The organism is Halomonas sp. EF61 (assembly GCF_040147045.1).
GTDB classification, from domain to species: Bacteria; Pseudomonadota; Gammaproteobacteria; order Pseudomonadales; family Halomonadaceae; genus Halomonas; species Halomonas litopenaei.
In genome coordinates this window covers 785,851-801,791 of sequence record NZ_JAMSHM010000001.1, presented here as the reverse complement: position 1 = coordinate 801,791, position 15,941 = coordinate 785,851, and the positions used below count along the sequence as shown (strand labels likewise).

The window sequence follows — 15,941 nt, the reverse complement described above, 5'->3', positions numbered from 1 at the left end:
GCTCACTCGTTGGTGTCAGCGTCGTCGCCGTCCACTTGCAGCCCCTGCGAGGCGATGTCTGCGCGGGGGATCTGGCGAGGGCGCCAGCGGCGGCAGGCGGCCTCGAGCTGCTCGGCCACCGGCGCCTCGCTCGCCGCCGGGTCGGGGGACTGCCCCAGCAGTGCCAGGGTGGCATGCAGCAGCCGGCGTACGTCACGGGGATCTTCGGGCAGTGGTCGGGCCAGGTTCTGCTTGGACAGCTTCTGCCCATCCTGCCCTATCACCAGCGGCAGGTGAAGGTAGCGCGGCGGCTCGGCACCGAGGGCTTCGAGCAGCTGCAGCTGCCAGGGGGTGTTGTCGAGAAGATCGGCGCCGCGCACCACGTCGGTGATGTTCTGGTCGATATCATCCACCACCACCGCCAGCTGGTAGGCCCAGAGACCGTCCTTGCGCTTGAGCACGACGTCACCCTGGGCGGCAGGGTCGAAGCGCTGCAGACCCTGCAGCCGATCGTGCCAGCTGACCGGGCGCTGCCCCAGGTCGCTGCGCAGGCGCCAGGCCTGAGGGGCCTCGGGCTGGCATACGCCGTCGCGGCACCAGCCTGGATAGATGCCGTGGTCCCGCCACTGCTTGCGCGAGCAGCTGCAGGGGTAGGCCATGCCCTGCTCGGTCAGTCGCGCAAGGGCACGTGCATAGGCGTCATGGCGATGACTCTGGTAGCGCACCTCGCCGTCCCAGGCGAGGCCAAAGGTCTCGAGCTGGCGCAGGATGGTATCGACGCTGCCAGGAGGGCAGCGGGGGGGATCGACATCCTCGATGCGCAGGCTCCAGCGGCCTTGCTGGCTACGTGCATCCAGATAGCTCGCCACCGCGGCCACCAGCGAGCCGGCGTGAAGCGGTCCTGAGGGGGTGGGGGCAAAGCGACCATGGACGTGGTGCATGGGGGCTCCAGCGCTATCGGGAATAGGCAACCCTCGTGAACAGGCAGCCGCGGGGCAGGTGATCACGCAAACGGGCACCCTGAGGTGCCCGTTGTCGAAGGTCCGGCGAGGGGGGATCAGCCGCCGAGCTGCTTTTCCTTCAGTTCGGCCAGGGTCTTGCAGTCGACACAGAGGGTGGCGGTGGGACGCGCTTCCAGGCGACGGATGCCGATCTCCACGCCGCAGGCATCGCAGAAGCCGTAGTCGTCCTCATCGATCATCTCGAGGGTCTCGTTGATCTTCTTGAGCAGCTTGCGCTCGCGATCGCGGGTCCGCAGCTCCAGGCTGAAGCCCTCTTCCTGGGTGGCACGGTCAGCCGGGTCGGCGTAGTTGTTGGCCTCTTCCTGCAGATGGCGAACAGTACGGTCGACTTCTTCCATCAGCTCCTGCTTCCAGCCAAGCAGAATCTGGCGGAAGTGCTCGAGCTGCTTCTCGTTCATGTATTCTTCACCCGCCGCCGGCTCGTACGGGATGAACTTCTTGGGCGCTTCCGGTTTTTTCTGTGCAACTGGCATGGGATTGCCTCATTACTTTAGTGACTGCTGATCAATACCCCACGCTAGGCTAAGGTATCTCACGCCAAAGGGAAGGTTGTTTAGCGGATATTTGGCCGTAGTGCAATAGTTTTGCGCGATAACTACCAGTTTTATCCCCGAAAGTCGTAGCCTTCATCGCCCGGATCAATGATTGGCGTCCTGGACGGTGACGGACGGCGACCAGGTTCCATGTTTCAATACCTCCATTGGACCATCAAGCAGGGCTCGGGTTCGCTGCGGGCCGCGATCAAGAGAGGAAGCCATGAGCTTTAACGCCAGGGTCGAAGGGGTCGCCCCTTTCCGTGTGATGCATCTGCTGGAACTCGCTCAGCAGCGCGAGGCGGCCGGCGAGGACGTGATCCATCTGGAGGTCGGCGAGCCGGACTTCTCGACCCCACCTGCGGTGCGCGAGGCCGGCCACCGTGCCCTGGACGAGGGACGCACCCGCTATACCCCTGCCACCGGGATTCCTGCGCTTCGCGAGGCGATTGCCGGCCACTATCGTGAGCACTTCGATGCCGAGGTGGCGCCGGAGCGGATTATCGTCACCCCCGGTGCGTCCGGGGCGCTGCTGCTGGCGAGTCAATTGCTGGCGGGGCCCGGAGACGGCGTGCTGATGGCCGACCCGAACTACCCCTGCAATCGCCACTTCATGGCGCTGGCCGGCGCCCGGGTAGACGCGGTGCCGGTAGGGCCCGACAGCGGCTGGCAGCTGAACGCCGAGCTGATCGAGCGGCATTGGCGCGACGATACGCGCCTGGCGATGCTGGCCTCGCCGTCCAACCCCACCGGCCATGTGCTCGAGCGCGCGGCGCTCGGCGCGGTGGTGGACGCGGTGACCGAGCGCGGCGGTGAGCTCTTGGTGGACGAGATCTACCAGGGGCTCAACTACGGCATGGCGCCGCTGTCGGTGGCGTCACTCAGCGATCGGGCCTTTATCGTCAACAGCTTCTCGAAGTACTTCGGCATGACCGGCTGGCGCCTGGGCTGGCTGGTGGCGCCCGAGGACGCCGTAGAGCCGCTGACACGGCTGGCTCAGAACGTCTTTCTGGCCGCCTCCACGCCGGCCCAGCACGCGGCGCTGGCCGCTTTCAGCCCGGAGTGTCAGGCGTTGTTCGAGGAGCGCCGGCGAGAGCTCCAGACACGCCGGGACGCCTTGCTGGAAGGGCTGTCGCGGCTCGGCCTGGCACCGTCGCTGCCGCCCCAGGGGGCCTTCTATCTTTGGCTCGACATCTCCGCCTACAGCAACGACAGCCAGGCGTTCTGCCTGCGCCTGCTCGAAGAGGAGAACGTGGCGATTACCCCGGGGACCGACTTTGCCCTGCAGGGCGGCGAGCACCACGTGCGCATCGCCTTCACCACCGGGGTGCCGCGTCTGCAGGACGCCCTGGCGCGTCTGGAACGTTTTCTGGCACGGCAGGGCTCATGAACTACCCCACCCTGGTCGGCGGCGTATTGCTGCGCCGCTACAAGCGATTTCTGGCCGATGTGCGCCTCGACGACGGGCGCGAGGTGGTCGCCCACTGCCCCAACACCGGCTCGATGCGCGCGGTCAATGTCCCCGGCGCCCGGGTCTGGCTGTCCCCCAGCGACAATCCGGCGCGCAAGCTGGCCTGGACCTGGGAATTGATCGAACTGCCGTCTGGCGACGCCCAGGCCGGTGCTGCGTCGGCGTTGGCCTCGGTGCATACCGGACGAGCCAACCGGATCGTCGAGGACGCTTTGCGCTCGGGGACGGTGGCCGAACTCACGGGTTATTCGGCGATCAAGCGCGAGGCCAAGGTGGCCAACGCCCGGCTGGACTTTCGCCTGGATGACGACGAGCGCCCGAGCTGCTTCGTCGAGGTCAAGCAGGTCACCCTCAAGGAAAGCGATGGCCACGGTTACTTTCCCGACGCGGTCAGCGAACGTGGGCGCAAGCACCTGGAAAGCCTGGCGCAGCTGGTGGCCGAGGGGAAGCGAGCGGTGTTGCTGTTCCTGGTCGCCCACGAGGGCATCGACGATGTGGCCCCGGCGATGCACCTGGATCCGGGGTACGGCGATACCCTGAGACGGGTGATGGCCGAGGGCGTCGAGGTGCTGGCCTACCGCATCCGCGCCCGGCGAGACGACCAGGGCAGGCCACTGGCGCTGACCCTGGATGCAGCCTTGCCGGTGCGGCCGATGGCGCAGTTCGTCGAGGCCTGAATCGGCGCTTCTGTGAGGGGTGGGTTCAGTCTGCTGCGGACGGACGGCAGTCGGGCAGGGCCGCGAGGACGCGCAGCATGGCGGTGTCGCCCTTGGCTTCCTCGCTGACCTGGTCCCACCACTGACGATGGATGCCGCGGACGCGCACCTCGACCCGTGGTATGCCGATCACCTGGGCCATGGCCATGCGGTGCAGCCCCTTGTTGATCTTGACCAGCTCGCCGTGCCGATCCACCGCCGCGCCCAGACGGTCCTTGCCGAGGCCATTGTCGAATCCGAAACAGGCCATGGCCTCCATGTACAGGAGGTAACGGCGCAGATAGGCGAGGATGCGTTCGGGACGATCCAGCACCATGCCGTCGGAGTGCGAGGCCACCGGCTTGCCTCTGGCCAGGCGTTCGGCCAGCTGGTGGTAGCTGCGGCTCTGGCTTGGGTCGCGACGGTGTGCCCAGATGTCGGCGATGAAGTGCATGCGACGGCTCGACAGGGCGTGGGTCGTCGACAGATCCCAGTCGCCGTCCCATAACAGGCGATCGCTGATTCGGTGACGCTCGCGCCGATCCGGGAAGGAGCGTGGATAGTGGATCTGCTTGAGCAGCCGACGCGGGTCGACGCTGACGTCCAGGGCCTCGCCGTAGCGTGATTCGATGCCGCGTCGGGGCAGGCCGCGGGCCTCGAGGGGCCGGCTGCCCGGGGCCTCGGACAGCCACAGGCGCAGGGCCAGGTGCTCCAGCGGCAGTGTCAGCGAGCGATTGATCAGTCCCTTGGCCCGCTGGGCCAGCCGTGACAGGCTCATGCGCGGGCCCAGGCTGGGATCGTACAGGCTGGGGTCGGCGGGTTCGCCGCCGGGCGTCAGCGGCATGTCGCGGCTGGCATCCAGCAGGCTGATGGCACAGCACAGCCGTGCCTTCAGGGCATCATCCACCGACGCCGGAGGCAACTGCTGGTACAGCGCCATCAAGGCGTCCAGCGTCGGGCGCTGGGCATCCGTCAGCGGAGGCGGCAGAACGACGCGGTCGACATCGAGCCGCCAGGGCGTGGCATCGGCCGGTGTGGCCAACGCCAGGCGCTGGCTCGCCAGGCGCGAGGCGAACACCTGCATCAGCCACGCATGGGGGGACTCGGCGGCGGGGTCGAAGCGCCAGATGTTGTGCCATGCCAGCACCAGGGTGTCGTGGATCACGTCCTCGACATCCCTTGGCGCGTCGAGAAAGTGGCGGGCGATGGCGGTCAGGTGAGGCACCGTCAGCCTGGCAAGGGTCTCGAGGCCGCCGGTGGCGCCCTGAGCGCATTCTTTCAGGGCGTCGCCGACCGCCGAGGTGACGGGTGGCGCCGAAGAGAAAAGGGTATCACTGGTCACGATAGAACCGTTTCAAGAAGCTGACTGCCTCGGGGGAAGCGTTGCGGTCAAGCTGCAGCGAGAGCCGAAAGCGCATCGGCGCACTGGTGTCGATGGCAAAAGTGGCGTAGCGCGAGATGCCATCGCCTTCCCGCAGGGTGCGAAAGGCCAGAGGTGTCTCGCCGGGCTTGCCCACCACCGAGACGCTGCCTTCGGTGGCGACGTTGAGGGCCTGGCCATCGGCGTCGCGAACGCTGAGGCTGACCAGACCCTGGTGCGGGCTGCGCTGGATATCCAGACGGCGGGCCATCTCCTCGGGGAGAAAGTCGGTGGTGATGGCGCTGTAGTGCGCCTCGATATCGCCGAAGCGCTCGAACTGCTGGGCCTGGGCTGGCGCCGTCGGCAATGCCTGCAGCGCCAGCAGCACCAGCAGAGACAAGGCGAGCGCGTAGCGTCGGTGGCTGGCTCGATTGACGTTCATCTCATGCTCCTTGGCAGCAGGCTTGCCTGCTGACGTCCGACTCATTGCTGCCTTGACCCTCGGCCCATCCTGTCGCGCCGAGGCCTGTGGCGCGCCCGCGCCAGGTGTCAGCCGTCGCGGCTCACGCGAAAGATCGCGATCTCGCCAAACAGGTTGGGCCACAGCCGTGACAGCCGTCTACCTTCGTGGTCCTTGATGCCCACCGCGCGGTCGACGATGGTCACCCCCTTGTCACGACACAGCGCCTCGAAGTCATTGAACGTCGACAGGTGGATGTTGGGGGTATCGTACCAGGCGTGGGGCAGCGACTTGGACACCGGCATGTAGCCGCGTAGCCCAAGATGGACCCGGTGGCGCCAGTAGGCGAAGTTGGGGAAGGTGATGATGCATTCCCGGGCCACCCGCAGCATTTCGTCGAGCATGCGGTCGGGGCGGCGCAGCGCCTGCAATGCCTGGGTCATGATCACCAGATCGCAGGCATCATCCTCGAAGTTGGCGAGTCCTTCGTCGAGGTTCTGCTCGATGACGCTGACGCCCTTCTCGATGCAGGCGGTAATGCCGTCAGGATCGATCTCGAGGCCGTAACCGGTGACGCCCTTGTCACGCGCCAGAGCGTGCAGCAGGGTGCCGTCACCGCAGGCCAGGTCGAGCACATGAGCACCCTCGGGAATCCAGCCGTGAATCAGGGTGAGGTCAGAGCGCATGGTCGGCCTCCTGGCGTGATGGCAGCTTGAGGTCATCGGCGACGCGTCTCATGAAGCCGGCGAAGATCGCTTGATAGCGCGGCTCCGGCATCAGGAAGGCATCATGGCCGTGGGGCGAGTCGATATTGGCGTAGCTGACCGACTTGCCGGCACGAATCAAGGCGTTGACCAGCTCCTTGGAGCGTGACGGCGGGAAGCGCCAGTCGGTGCTGAAGCTGACCACCAGGAACGGACACTCAGCCGGGGCCAGGGCCTTGGCCAGGTCGCCCTGGTGGGACGAGGCCGGGTCGAAGTAGTCCAGCGCCTTGGTCATCAGCAGATAGGTGTTGGCGTCGAAGGAGGTGGAAAAGGCGTCGCCCTGGTAGCGCAGGTAGGACTCCACCTGGAACTCCACGTCGAAGCCGAAGTTGAGGTCTTCGCTGCGCAGATCGCGTCCGAACTTCGAACCCATGGCGTCTTCGGACAGATAGGTAATGTGGCCGACCATGCGCGCCAGCTTCAGTCCGCGACGGGGCAGGGTCTCGTGATCGGCGTAGTGGCCGTCGTGGAAGTCGGTGTCCGAGCGAATGGCCTGACGAGCGACCTCGTTGAAGGCGATGTTCTGCGCCGACAGCTTGGGCGTGGCGGCGATGACCACCGCGTTGGCGATGCGTTCCGGATAGGCCAGTGACCACTGCAGCACCTGCATGCCGCCCAGGCTGCCGCCGACGACGGCGGCGAAGCGGCTGATGCCCAGGCGATCGGCCAGGCGAACCTGGCTGTCGACCCAGTCGCAGACGGTGACCATGGGGAAGTCCGGCCCCCAGCGGCGGCCGGTGTCCGGGTTGATGCTGGAAGGCCCGGTGGAGCCGTGGCAGCCGCCGAGGTTATTCAGCGAGATGACGAAGAAACGATCGGTGTCGATGGACTTGCCGGGACCGATGTGGGCGTCCCACCAGCCTGGCTTGCGATCGGCCTCGTCATGATAACCCGCGGCGTGGTGGTGGCCGGACAGGGCATGGCAGATGAGGACCGCATTGCTGCGGTCCTGATTGAGGGTGCCGTAGGTCTCGTAGACCAGGTCGTAGGCCGGCAGCGTCTTGCCGCAGACCAGGGGCAGAGGGTCGTCGAAGTGCGCCACCTGCGGCGTCACCAGTCCGACCGAATCGCGAGTCGTCTCGGGCATCAGTCGTGTGTGTCCAGTGAAAGTTGGTGTTGTCGTGGCCGTGTACGCGAGCGTTGGTTGAGCCTAGAGCCCGACCAGCATCCCGGAGATACCGGCGGCCCGGACCAGCGAACCCACCACGATGCCATCGATCAGGTTGATGCCGATGAACACCACGATGGGTGACAGGTCGAGCATTCCCAGCGGCGGAATCACCCGGCGTACCGGCGCCATGATCGGCTCCACCAGTTGCATCACCAGCAGCGCGCCGGGATGGCTGGCGTTGGGGGCGACCCAGCTGAGGATGATCATCACGATCAGCGCAAAGAAGTAGATCTTCAGGATCGCGCTGGCCAGGGCCGCGACGCCGGCGATGGCCAGGCCATCGAGCCTCGGCATGCCGACACCGGCCAGCTGCAGCAGGATGATGATGCTGATCACCTTGACCAGAAAGCCCGCGGCCAGGGTGGCCAGGTCAAAGCGGCCCATCACCGGGCCAAGCACGCTCTGGAAGGGACGCACCACCGGCTGGGTAATCTTGACCACCGACTGGCTCAAGGGGTTGTAGTAGTCCGCCTTCGAGGCCTGCAGCAGAAAGCGCAGCATCAGCAGGAACAAGAAGATGTTGATCAGGGTGTTGACCAGCAGCAGGCCAGCGTTTCCCAGTTGACTGCCCATGTGGGCTCCTCCGTCTTTGATTAACCCTTGCCGAGTTCGGCAGACATTTCCTGGGCACGCTTGGCACAGGCTTGCATGGCGCCGTCGAGCGCCTGCCGCAGTCCTGCCTGCTCCAGATATTCGATGGCCCTCTCGGTGGTACCCCCTGGGGACATCACATTGCGTTTCAGTTCACCGGGATCACGGTCGCTCTGCATCGCCATCGAGGCGGCCCCGTAGGCGGTCTGCATCGCCAGTCGGCGAGCGCTTTCTGCGCTTAGCCCGAGTTTGACGGCGGCCTCCTCCATGGCCTCGAACATCAGGAAGAAGTAGGCCGGTGCACTACCCGAGACGGCGGTGACCGCTTCCAGCAGGGCTTCGTCTTCGACCCATTCGATGATGCCGACGGACGTCATCAGCTCGCCGACCAGGGCGCGCTGCTCGTCGCTGACGCGCGGGTTGGCATACAGCCCGGAGGCACCGGCACCGACCAGCGACGGAGTGTTGGGCATGCAGCGGACCACCGCCAGGCCGCCACCCAGCCATTGTTCCAAGGTCTCGGCGCTGAGGCCAGCCGCCACCGACACGATCAGCGGCCGACGCTTTTGCACCGACTCCCGTAGAGTCTCGCACACCTGGCGCATGATCTGTGGCTTGACCGACAGTACGACCACGTCGGCGTGCTCGATCGCCGCCAGATTGTCGGTGGTGGTATGGATGCCCAGGCGCTCGGCGAGCGGCGCCAGGGTGGCGTCACGGGTGGCGGTGGCGGTGATGGCATCGGCAGGGTAGCCGCTGTGCACCATGCCGCCGAAGATGGCGCTGGCCATGTTGCCGGCGCCGATAAAGGTCACGTTGCTGGCCATGCGGGGCTCCTTGAAGGGTAGGGCATTGGATATTCGGACAAACAGGGTAGCGTCACCAGGCCTGTCGTGGCGACGGGCTCACTGGCGCGAGCCAAAGATCGCGGTGCCCAGGCGCACGATGGTGGCGCCCTCGGCGACGGCGGCCTCGAGGTCGGCACTCATGCCCATGGACAAGGTGTCCAGCGGTGCGTCCGGCAGCTCTCGACGCAGCGATGACAAGGCCTCGGCCAGTAGCCGGAAGGGCTCGCGCTGCGCTTCTGGGTCTTCGCTGGGGGCCGGGATGGCCATCAATCCGCGCAGACGCACGCGAGGCAGCGCCGCCGCCAGGCTCGCCAGCTCAGGCAGCTCCTCCAGGCTGACGCCTGATTTGGTTGCTTCGCCGCTGACGTTGACCTGCAGACAGATATTCAGTGCGGGAAGGCCATCCGGGCGCTGATCGCTCAGGCGCTGAGCGATCTTGGCACGATCGACACCATGGACCCAGTCGAAATGGCTGGCCACGTCACGTGTCTTGTTGGATTGCAGCGGTCCGATGAAGTGCCAGTGTATGCCAGGGCAGTCGCCCAGTTGGGCCTGTTTATCCAGCGCTTCCTGTAGATAGTTCTCGCCGAAGTCGCGCTGGCCCAAGGCATAGGCATCCCGGATCATGTCGGCTGGCTTGGTCTTGCTGACCGCCAGCAGCAGGGCCGCGTCGGGCGCTCTTCCCGCCGTTGCAAGTGCCTGAATCAGGCGTGTTCGGGCTTGGGTCAAGGATTCGGCAATCGTCGTGGTCATCGGCCTGGGTCTGTCCTATCGTGGGGCTCCCTGCCCCCGAGTCGGGGGTTCAAGCCTGGTAAGCCCATGGATATTACCGAACTGCTGGCACTCTCGGCAAAGCAGGGCGCCTCGGATCTGCACCTGTCGGCGGGACTGCCACCGGTGATGCGCGTCAATGGTGAACTGGAGCGTCTGCCTGGCCCGCCGATGGCCGACAGTCAGGTCAGATTGTTGCTCGAGTCGTTGATGGACGAGGAGCTGCGCGAGCAGTATTCGCGCACCCACGAGGCCGACTTTTCCCACCAGATACCGGGTCTGTCGCGTTATCGCGTCAATGCTTTCGTCCAGCAGCGCGGGGCGGCGGCGGTCCTGCGTACCATCCCCGATCGCATCCCGACGCTTTCAGAGCTGGGGATGGGCGAGATCTTCGAACGTCTTGTCGCCCTGCCGCGGGGCCTGGTGCTGGTGACCGGGCCCACCGGGTCCGGCAAGAGCACAACGCTTGCGGCGATGATCGACCATATCAACCGCCACCGTCGCGACCATATCCTCACCATCGAGGATCCCATCGAGTTCATCCACCACAGCCAGCAGGCGCTGGTGTCCCAGCGTGAGGTACACCGCCACACCGAGGGCTTTGCCGTCGCCCTGCGCAGCGCCCTGCGCGAGGATCCCGACGTCATTCTGGTCGGAGAGATTCGCGACCTGGAAACGGCCCGCCTGGCCATGACCGCGGCCGAGACCGGGCATCTGGTATTTGCCACCCTGCATACCGCCTCCGCGGTCAAGACCATCGATCGGATCATCGATGCCTTCCCGGGTGATGAAAAGAATGCGGTGCGGACCATGCTGTCGGAGTCGTTGCAGGCGGTCGTCTCCCAGGCGCTGCTGCCCAGCAGCCGGGGCGGGCGAGTGGCGGCACGCGAGATCCTCTTGATCAATCAGGCGATCCGTCATCTGATCCGCGAGGACAAGTTGGCCCAGATCTACTCATCGATGCAGACCGGCGGCCAGGCCGGCATGCAGACCCTTGACGCCGACTTGGCGAGACTGGTGGCGTGTGGCGAGGTGGCGCCGGAGGATGCCCGGCGCCTGACGCGTGAATCTCTGGTCGATAGCGCGCCGAGCGCCGGCTGGAGCGGCGGGCAGAACGAGGGCTGGGTGAGCCCCCAGGGCGAAGGCTGGGGGTGAGGCGGTGGTTCAGAGCCAGTCGTGACCCTTTAGCGGGCGTAGAGCCCGCCGAGCACGCGCTCTGCGCTGGCGCCGGTGACCGACGGCAGGTTGCCGGGTTGCAGATTCAGTCGGGCATGGGCCAGCCAGGCAAAGGCGGCGGCTTCCAGCCAGTCGGCCGGCCAGCCCAGGGATTCGCTGTCCAGTAGAGTGGCCTCCGGCAGCTGGCGCGCAAGGCGTGCCAGCAGGTCCAGGTTGCGTGAACCGCCGCCGCAGGGCACCAGGTCGAGGGAGGCAGGGGCGGTAAAGTGCTCCCGCGCCATCTCGATGCCCAGGGCGACGCTGGTGGCGGTCAGTTCCGCCAGGGTGGCCTGGACGTCCTGTGGTGACTCTGAACCGTTCAACTTCGCCTCTGCCCAGTCGAGAGAGAACAGCTCACGCCCGGTGCTGCGAGGCGGTGGGCGGTGAAAGTAGGGCTCTGCCAGCCAACGCTCGAGCAGCGCGGTATCCACCTGGCCGCCGGCAGCCCAATCGCCGTTGGCGTCGAAGTGGGTGCCGCGATGGCGTTGGTGCCAGGCGTCGAGCAGGGCATTGGCAGGCCCGGTGTCGAAGCCCAGCGGGGCACGCGGGTCCGAGGTCGGCGGCAGCAGCGTCAGGTTGGCGATGCCGCCAAGGTTCAGCACCAGCCGCCAGCGTTCGGGGTGGCGAAATACCTGCTGGTGGAAGATCGGTGCCAGTGGTGCGGCCTGACCACCGGCGGCCAGGTCGCGGCGGCGGAAGTCGGCGACCACGGCACAGCGAGTCAGCTCGGCCAGCCGGCTGGGATTGTCCAGTTGCAATGTATAGGGGGGCGAGCCTGGCTGGTGGCCGTAGGGGGCATGCTCGATGGTCTGCCCATGGCTGCCGATGGCAGCGATGTCCTCGGGTTCAAGTCCCTGTTGCTCGAGCAATCGCTGGACTGCCTCGGCCTGGCACTGGCAGAAAGCCTCCTCGGCCCAGGCCAGGTCAGCAAAGCTGACCTGATCGGCGTGGGCCAGTTGCCACAGCCGCTCACGCAGAGCCTGCGGCATGGGAATGCCGACGCTGGCCTCCAGAGCTGCCGTGCCTGTGGCGTCAAAGCGCACCAGGGCGGCGTCGATCCCGTCCATGCTGGTGCCCGACATCAGTCCAATGAAGCGTTGCATGGGCCTTGTCATCTCAACCGGTGGAAAGGTTCATGGTAACATCCCCGCCACTGTCTATACCTGGCGCCGGCGCCGTGACGACGTGCCCCTGCTGACGGGGGCGTCGATGTCCGCGCAAGGGCCGATTGACCAAGCCAAGCCGAGCTGGAAAGCCGAATTGATAAGTGGAGTGAATACCATGAGCGATGTGGACGAGGCCCTTGCGCTGATTCAGCGCGGCACGCACGAGATTCTGCTGGAGGATGAGCTGAAGAAAAAGCTCGCTTCCGGGCGCAAGCTGAGAATCAAGGCGGGCTTCGATCCGACCGCGCCGGACCTGCACCTGGGCCACAGCGTACTGTTGACCAAGATGCGCCAGTTTCAGGATCTCGGCCACGAGGTCATCTTTCTGATCGGCGATTTCACCGGACGCATCGGTGACCCCACCGGCAAGAACGTCACCCGCAAGCCGCTGACCGAGGCCGAGGTCAAGGCCAACGCCCAGACCTACAAGGAGCAGGTGTTCAAGATCCTCGATCCCGACAAGACCGAGGTTCGCTTCAACGCCGAGTGGTTCTCCGAAATGAGCGCCGCTGACATGATCGAACTCGCCGGTCAGACCACCGTGGCGCGGATGCTCGAGCGCGATGACTTCGAAAAGCGCTACAAGGGTGGCCAGGCCATCTCGGTACACGAGTTCCTCTACCCGCTGGTGCAGGGCTATGACTCCGTCGCCTTGAAGGCTGACATCGAGCTGGGTGGAACCGACCAGAAGTTCAACCTTCTGATGGGCCGCGAGGTGCAGAAGCACTTCGGTCTCGAGCCCCAGGTCGTCATTACCATGCCGCTGCTGGAAGGCCTCGACGGCGTGCAGAAGATGTCCAAGTCGCTGGGCAACTATGTCGGCGTCGACGAAGCGCCGGGGGCGATGTTCAACAAGCTGGTATCGATGCCCGACAGCCTGATGTGGCGCTATTTCGAACTCTTGTCGCTCAAGGACAATGCCGCCATCGAGGATCTGCGCGCGCGGATCGAGCGCGGTGACAACCCTCGTGACATCAAGATGGAGCTGGCGCGCGAGCTGATTGCCCGCTATCACGGTGATGAAGCGGCGGCGAACGCACACCGAAGCGCCGGTAACCAGTTGGCGGAAGGTGAGCTGCCCGAAGACCTGCCCGAGGTCGAGGTGGTCTTTGAAGGCAGCGATCAGGCGCCGATTGCGGCAGTGCTCAATCGCTCGGGACTTGCCAACAACAGCGCCCAGGCCAAGGACATGCTGGGTAATGGACGTGTGCGCGTCGATGGCGAAGTGGTGGCCAAGGATCTGATGCTGGCGCTCGGCCAGAGCTATGTCATCCAGGCCGGCAAGAAGCGTTACGCCAGAGTGACGCTGCGCGGCTGATCCGCCGGTGTGACCATCGCTTCCGGGACGCTCGCCACTGGCGGGCGTCCTTCGTTTTGCCACCCGCCTGCCTGCGACCTGTCCACAGGCGGGTGCGAGAAGATGGCTGTGGGTAACATGAAGGCGCGAGTCGTGGGGCAGGCGAAGGCCAGGGCCAAGGCTGGCGCAGCAAGGAAAGCTGGCGCAGCAAGGAAGGTGCATCAAGCAAGGTGCAGCAGGCAAGGTGCATCAAGCACGGCGCAGCAAGGAAGAGACGCAGCAAGGGTGGCTTGGTAACGACAGGTGCGGCTCCCGGGGGCTCAGCGGGAAGTGAAAGGACAGGCCGGCTCGCTGCACCAATCAGCTATTGAGCAATGGTGTGGAATAGCGCAGTAGAAATAGCGCAGTAGAGACGTGAAGTAGGGGGTGGGTGTTGGAGGCTTCTGGCTCATGACGATGTGATGACGCCGGCGTGAAATTTTTTTACACGAAGTGCTTGCCAAGGCCGGCCCCGATCCGTAAAGTACGCATCCGCTGCCGGCGACGAGCAAACGTCACAGGCGGTGAGGGGTGGTAAAAGTGATTGTTTTGAAAAGGCTTTTTCAAGTCTTCGAGAAATTCTCCACTTGACGGGCAACGAGAAATCGGTAAAATGCTCGCCACTCGATCGGAGTCGCCAAGACGGCATCGCAGGATGCGCGTCAGGCTCGCTTCGCTTTCTCTTGGGTCCTGCAGGCATCGCTTGCACGGCGAAAAAAGAAAGCCTTGACGAAACACTTCGATTCTGTAGAATACGCCTTCCTCGCAGGGCGCTGCGCCAACAGGCGCTGCAAAGCGAGACGCTCTTCCGGCCAGGTGCCGCAAGAGCAGCTCTTTAAGCTCTCTATAGAGCCAAGAGCACGCTCTTTAATAATTTGATCAGGTAATTCATGTGGGCGCTTGCCGATGAGTCAGTGACACTGTCACTGAAATATCAAGGCAAGCGACTCGTCAAACGAGACGTTTGAACCTTGAGCCAAGTTTGGTCCGCTTAACGGACTATCAGACTTTAAACTGAAGAGTTTGATCATGGCTCAGATTGAACGCTGGCGGCAGGCCTAACACATGCAAGTCGAGCGGAAACGATCCTAGCTTGCTAGGAGGCGTCGAGCGGCGGACGGGTGAGTAATGCATAGGAATCTGCCCGGTAGTGGGGGATAACCTGGGGAAACCCAGGCTAATACCGCATACGCCCTACGGGGGAAAGCAGGGGATCTTCGGACCTTGCGCTATCGGATGAGCCTATGTCGGATTAGCTAGTTGGTGAGGTAACGGCTCACCAAGGCTGCGATCCGTAGCTGGTCTGAGAGGATGATCAGCCACATCGGGACTGAGACACGGCCCGAACTCCTACGGGAGGCAGCAGTGGGGAATATTGGACAATGGGCGAAAGCCTGATCCAGCCATGCCGCGTGTGTGAAGAAGGCCTTCGGGTTGTAAAGCACTTTCAGTGAGGAAGAAAGCCTTGAGGTTAATACCCTCGAGGGAGGACATCACTCACAGAAGAAGCACCGGCTAACTCCGTGCCAGCAGCCGCGGTAATACGGAGGGTGCGAGCGTTAATCGGAATTACTGGGCGTAAAGCGCGCGTAGGCGGCTTGATAAGCCGGTTGTGAAAGCCCCGGGCTCAACCTGGGAACGGCATCCGGAACTGTCAGGCTAGAGTGCAGGAGAGGAAGGTAGAATTCCCGGTGTAGCGGTGAAATGCGTAGAGATCGGGAGGAATACCAGTGGCGAAGGCGGCCTTCTGGACTGACACTGACGCTGAGGTGCGAAAGCGTGGGTAGCAAACAGGATTAGATACCCTGGTAGTCCACGCCGTAAACGATGTCGACTAGCCGTTGGGCTCCTTGAGAGCTTTGTGGCGCAGTTAACGCGATAAGTCGACCGCCTGGGGAGTACGGCCGCAAGGTTAAAACTCAAATGAATTGACGGGGGCCCGCACAAGCGGTGGAGCATGTGGTTTAATTCGATGCAACGCGAAGAACCTTACCTACCCTTGACATCGAGAGAACTTTCCAGAGATGGATTGGTGCCTTCGGGAACTCTCAGACAGGTGCTGCATGGCTGTCGTCAGCTCGTGTTGTGAAATGTTGGGTTAAGTCCCGTAACGAGCGCAACCCTTGTCCCTATTTGCCAGCGATTCGGTCGGGAACTCTAGGGAGACTGCCGGTGACAAACCGGAGGAAGGTGGGGACGACGTCAAGTCATCATGGCCCTTACGGGTAGGGCTACACACGTGCTACAATGGCCGGTACAATGGGTTGCGAATCCGCGAGGTGGAGCTAATCCCATAAAGCCGGTCTCAGTCCGGATCGGAGTCTGCAACTCGACTCCGTGAAGTCGGAATCGCTAGTAATCGTGAATCAGAATGTCACGGTGAATACGTTCCCGGGCCTTGTACACACCGCCCGTCACACCATGGGAGTGGACTGCACCAGAAGTGGTTAGCCTAACTTCGGAGGGCGATCACCACGGTGTGGTTCATGACTGGGGTGAAGTCGTAACAAGGTAGCCGTAGGGGAACCTGCGGCTGGATCACCTCCTTAAACGACACGT

At 64.2% G+C, this 15,941-nt stretch carries 14 protein-coding genes and 1 rRNA gene; 5 read left to right on the top strand and 10 right to left on the bottom strand.

Features of this window, described 5'->3' with window-relative positions; translation table 11 throughout:
- Positions 1-2: 2 nt before the first annotated feature.
- Both gluQRS and dksA read right to left on the bottom strand, forming a co-directional pair.
- On the bottom strand, positions 3-920 hold the full coding sequence (gene gluQRS / locus NFI08_RS03525) for a tRNA glutamyl-Q(34) synthetase GluQRS (RefSeq protein WP_349587249.1): 918 nt from the start codon (positions 918-920) through the stop codon (positions 3-5).
- 116 nt (positions 921-1,036) lie between these two features.
- A complete protein-coding gene (dksA, locus tag NFI08_RS03520; RefSeq protein ID WP_045993290.1) occupies positions 1,037-1,474 on the bottom strand; it encodes an RNA polymerase-binding protein DksA in 438 nt (145 codons plus the stop codon).
- A 283-nt stretch (positions 1,475-1,757) separates the two neighbouring features.
- Here dksA and NFI08_RS03515 point away from each other — a divergent pair, with 283 nt between their 5' ends.
- Both NFI08_RS03515 and sfsA read left to right on the top strand, forming a co-directional pair.
- Positions 1,758-2,924, top strand: coding sequence for an aminotransferase class I/II-fold pyridoxal phosphate-dependent enzyme (locus tag NFI08_RS03515; RefSeq protein ID WP_349587247.1), 1,167 nt, complete (start codon positions 1,758-1,760; stop codon positions 2,922-2,924).
- Positions 2,921-3,682 carry a DNA/RNA nuclease SfsA gene (sfsA, locus tag NFI08_RS03510; RefSeq protein WP_349587244.1) on the top strand — a complete coding sequence of 254 codons (762 nt, stop codon included), beginning with the start codon at positions 2,921-2,923 and terminating at the stop codon, positions 3,680-3,682. Before NFI08_RS03515 ends, sfsA begins: the two co-directional genes overlap by 4 nt.
- Before the next feature lie 25 nt (positions 3,683-3,707).
- Here the strand turns inward: sfsA and NFI08_RS03505 are convergent, their stop codons facing one another.
- The 7 genes from NFI08_RS03505 to NFI08_RS03475 all read right to left on the bottom strand — a co-directional run bounded on the left by NFI08_RS03505 (position 3,708) and on the right by NFI08_RS03475 (position 9,647).
- Positions 3,708-5,042, bottom strand: a complete 1,335-nt coding sequence (locus NFI08_RS03505) for an RNA polymerase sigma factor (RefSeq protein ID WP_349587242.1) — start codon at positions 5,040-5,042, stop codon at positions 3,708-3,710.
- Entirely contained in the window at positions 5,032-5,502 is a 471-nt protein-coding gene (locus NFI08_RS03500; protein ID WP_162816430.1) for a DUF4426 domain-containing protein, read from the bottom strand. The genes NFI08_RS03505 and NFI08_RS03500 overlap by 11 nt, the downstream gene beginning before the upstream one ends.
- 107 nt (positions 5,503-5,609) lie before the next feature.
- Positions 5,610-6,206, bottom strand: coding sequence for a methionine biosynthesis protein MetW (metW, locus tag NFI08_RS03495; protein ID WP_045993286.1), 597 nt, complete (start codon positions 6,204-6,206; stop codon positions 5,610-5,612).
- Positions 6,196-7,371: a homoserine O-succinyltransferase MetX gene (gene metX, locus NFI08_RS03490; RefSeq protein WP_045993285.1), complete on the bottom strand. Its 1,176-nt coding sequence runs from the start codon at positions 7,369-7,371 to the stop codon at positions 6,196-6,198. Before metX ends, metW begins: the two co-directional genes overlap by 11 nt.
- 63 nt (positions 7,372-7,434) lie before the next feature.
- Positions 7,435-8,028 (bottom strand): YggT family protein, encoded by a 594-nt coding sequence (locus NFI08_RS03485; protein WP_045993284.1) that lies wholly within the window; start codon positions 8,026-8,028, stop codon positions 7,435-7,437.
- 20 nt (positions 8,029-8,048) lie between these two features.
- Positions 8,049-8,873, bottom strand: coding sequence for a pyrroline-5-carboxylate reductase (gene proC, locus NFI08_RS03480; protein WP_045993283.1), 825 nt, complete (start codon positions 8,871-8,873; stop codon positions 8,049-8,051).
- 78 nt (positions 8,874-8,951) lie between these two features.
- Positions 8,952-9,647 carry a YggS family pyridoxal phosphate-dependent enzyme gene (locus NFI08_RS03475; protein WP_108448702.1) on the bottom strand — a complete coding sequence of 232 codons (696 nt, stop codon included), beginning with the start codon at positions 9,645-9,647 and terminating at the stop codon, positions 8,952-8,954.
- Between the two features lie 66 nt (positions 9,648-9,713).
- Between NFI08_RS03475 and NFI08_RS03470 the strand changes: the two genes are divergently transcribed.
- Positions 9,714-10,820 (top strand): type IV pilus twitching motility protein PilT, encoded by a 1,107-nt coding sequence (locus NFI08_RS03470; protein WP_108448703.1) that lies wholly within the window; start codon positions 9,714-9,716, stop codon positions 10,818-10,820.
- 29 nt (positions 10,821-10,849) lie between these two features.
- Here NFI08_RS03470 and NFI08_RS03465 read toward each other — a convergent pair whose 3' ends face one another.
- Positions 10,850-11,983, bottom strand: a complete 1,134-nt coding sequence (locus tag NFI08_RS03465) for an anhydro-N-acetylmuramic acid kinase (protein WP_349587234.1) — start codon at positions 11,981-11,983, stop codon at positions 10,850-10,852.
- Positions 11,984-12,161: 178 nt separating this feature from the next.
- Here NFI08_RS03465 and tyrS point away from each other — a divergent pair, with 178 nt between their 5' ends.
- Together tyrS and NFI08_RS03455 are read left to right on the top strand one after the other, a co-directional pair.
- A complete protein-coding gene (gene tyrS / locus NFI08_RS03460) occupies positions 12,162-13,364 on the top strand; it encodes a tyrosine--tRNA ligase (protein WP_045993280.1) in 1,203 nt (400 codons plus the stop codon).
- A 1,029-nt stretch (positions 13,365-14,393) separates the two neighbouring features.
- Positions 14,394-15,931, top strand: a 16S ribosomal RNA gene (locus NFI08_RS03455).
- Positions 15,932-15,941: the final 10 nt, after the last annotated feature.

Coding starts and splice junctions, on each gene's coding strand:
- NFI08_RS03465 (WP_349587234.1), bottom strand. CDS start 11,983: ATGCAACGCTTCATTGGACTGATGTCGGGCACCAGCATGGACGGGATC.
- NFI08_RS03470 (WP_108448703.1), top strand. CDS start 9,714: ATGGATATTACCGAACTGCTGGCACTCTCGGCAAAGCAGGGCGCCTCG.
- metX (WP_045993285.1), bottom strand. CDS start 7,371: ATGCCCGAGACGACTCGCGATTCGGTCGGACTGGTGACGCCGCAGGTG.
- tyrS (WP_045993280.1), top strand. CDS start 12,162: ATGAGCGATGTGGACGAGGCCCTTGCGCTGATTCAGCGCGGCACGCAC.
- dksA (WP_045993290.1), bottom strand. CDS start 1,474: ATGCCAGTTGCACAGAAAAAACCGGAAGCGCCCAAGAAGTTCATCCCG.
- NFI08_RS03500 (WP_162816430.1), bottom strand. CDS start 5,502: ATGAACGTCAATCGAGCCAGCCACCGACGCTACGCGCTCGCCTTGTCT.
- NFI08_RS03515 (WP_349587247.1), top strand. CDS start 1,758: ATGAGCTTTAACGCCAGGGTCGAAGGGGTCGCCCCTTTCCGTGTGATG.
- proC (WP_045993283.1), bottom strand. CDS start 8,873: ATGGCCAGCAACGTGACCTTTATCGGCGCCGGCAACATGGCCAGCGCC.
- sfsA (WP_349587244.1), top strand. CDS start 2,921: ATGAACTACCCCACCCTGGTCGGCGGCGTATTGCTGCGCCGCTACAAG.
- NFI08_RS03485 (WP_045993284.1), bottom strand. CDS start 8,028: ATGGGCAGTCAACTGGGAAACGCTGGCCTGCTGCTGGTCAACACCCTG.
- NFI08_RS03475 (WP_108448702.1), bottom strand. CDS start 9,647: ATGACCACGACGATTGCCGAATCCTTGACCCAAGCCCGAACACGCCTG.
- gluQRS (WP_349587249.1), bottom strand. CDS start 920: ATGCACCACGTCCATGGTCGCTTTGCCCCCACCCCCTCAGGACCGCTT.
- metW (WP_045993286.1), bottom strand. CDS start 6,206: ATGCGCTCTGACCTCACCCTGATTCACGGCTGGATTCCCGAGGGTGCT.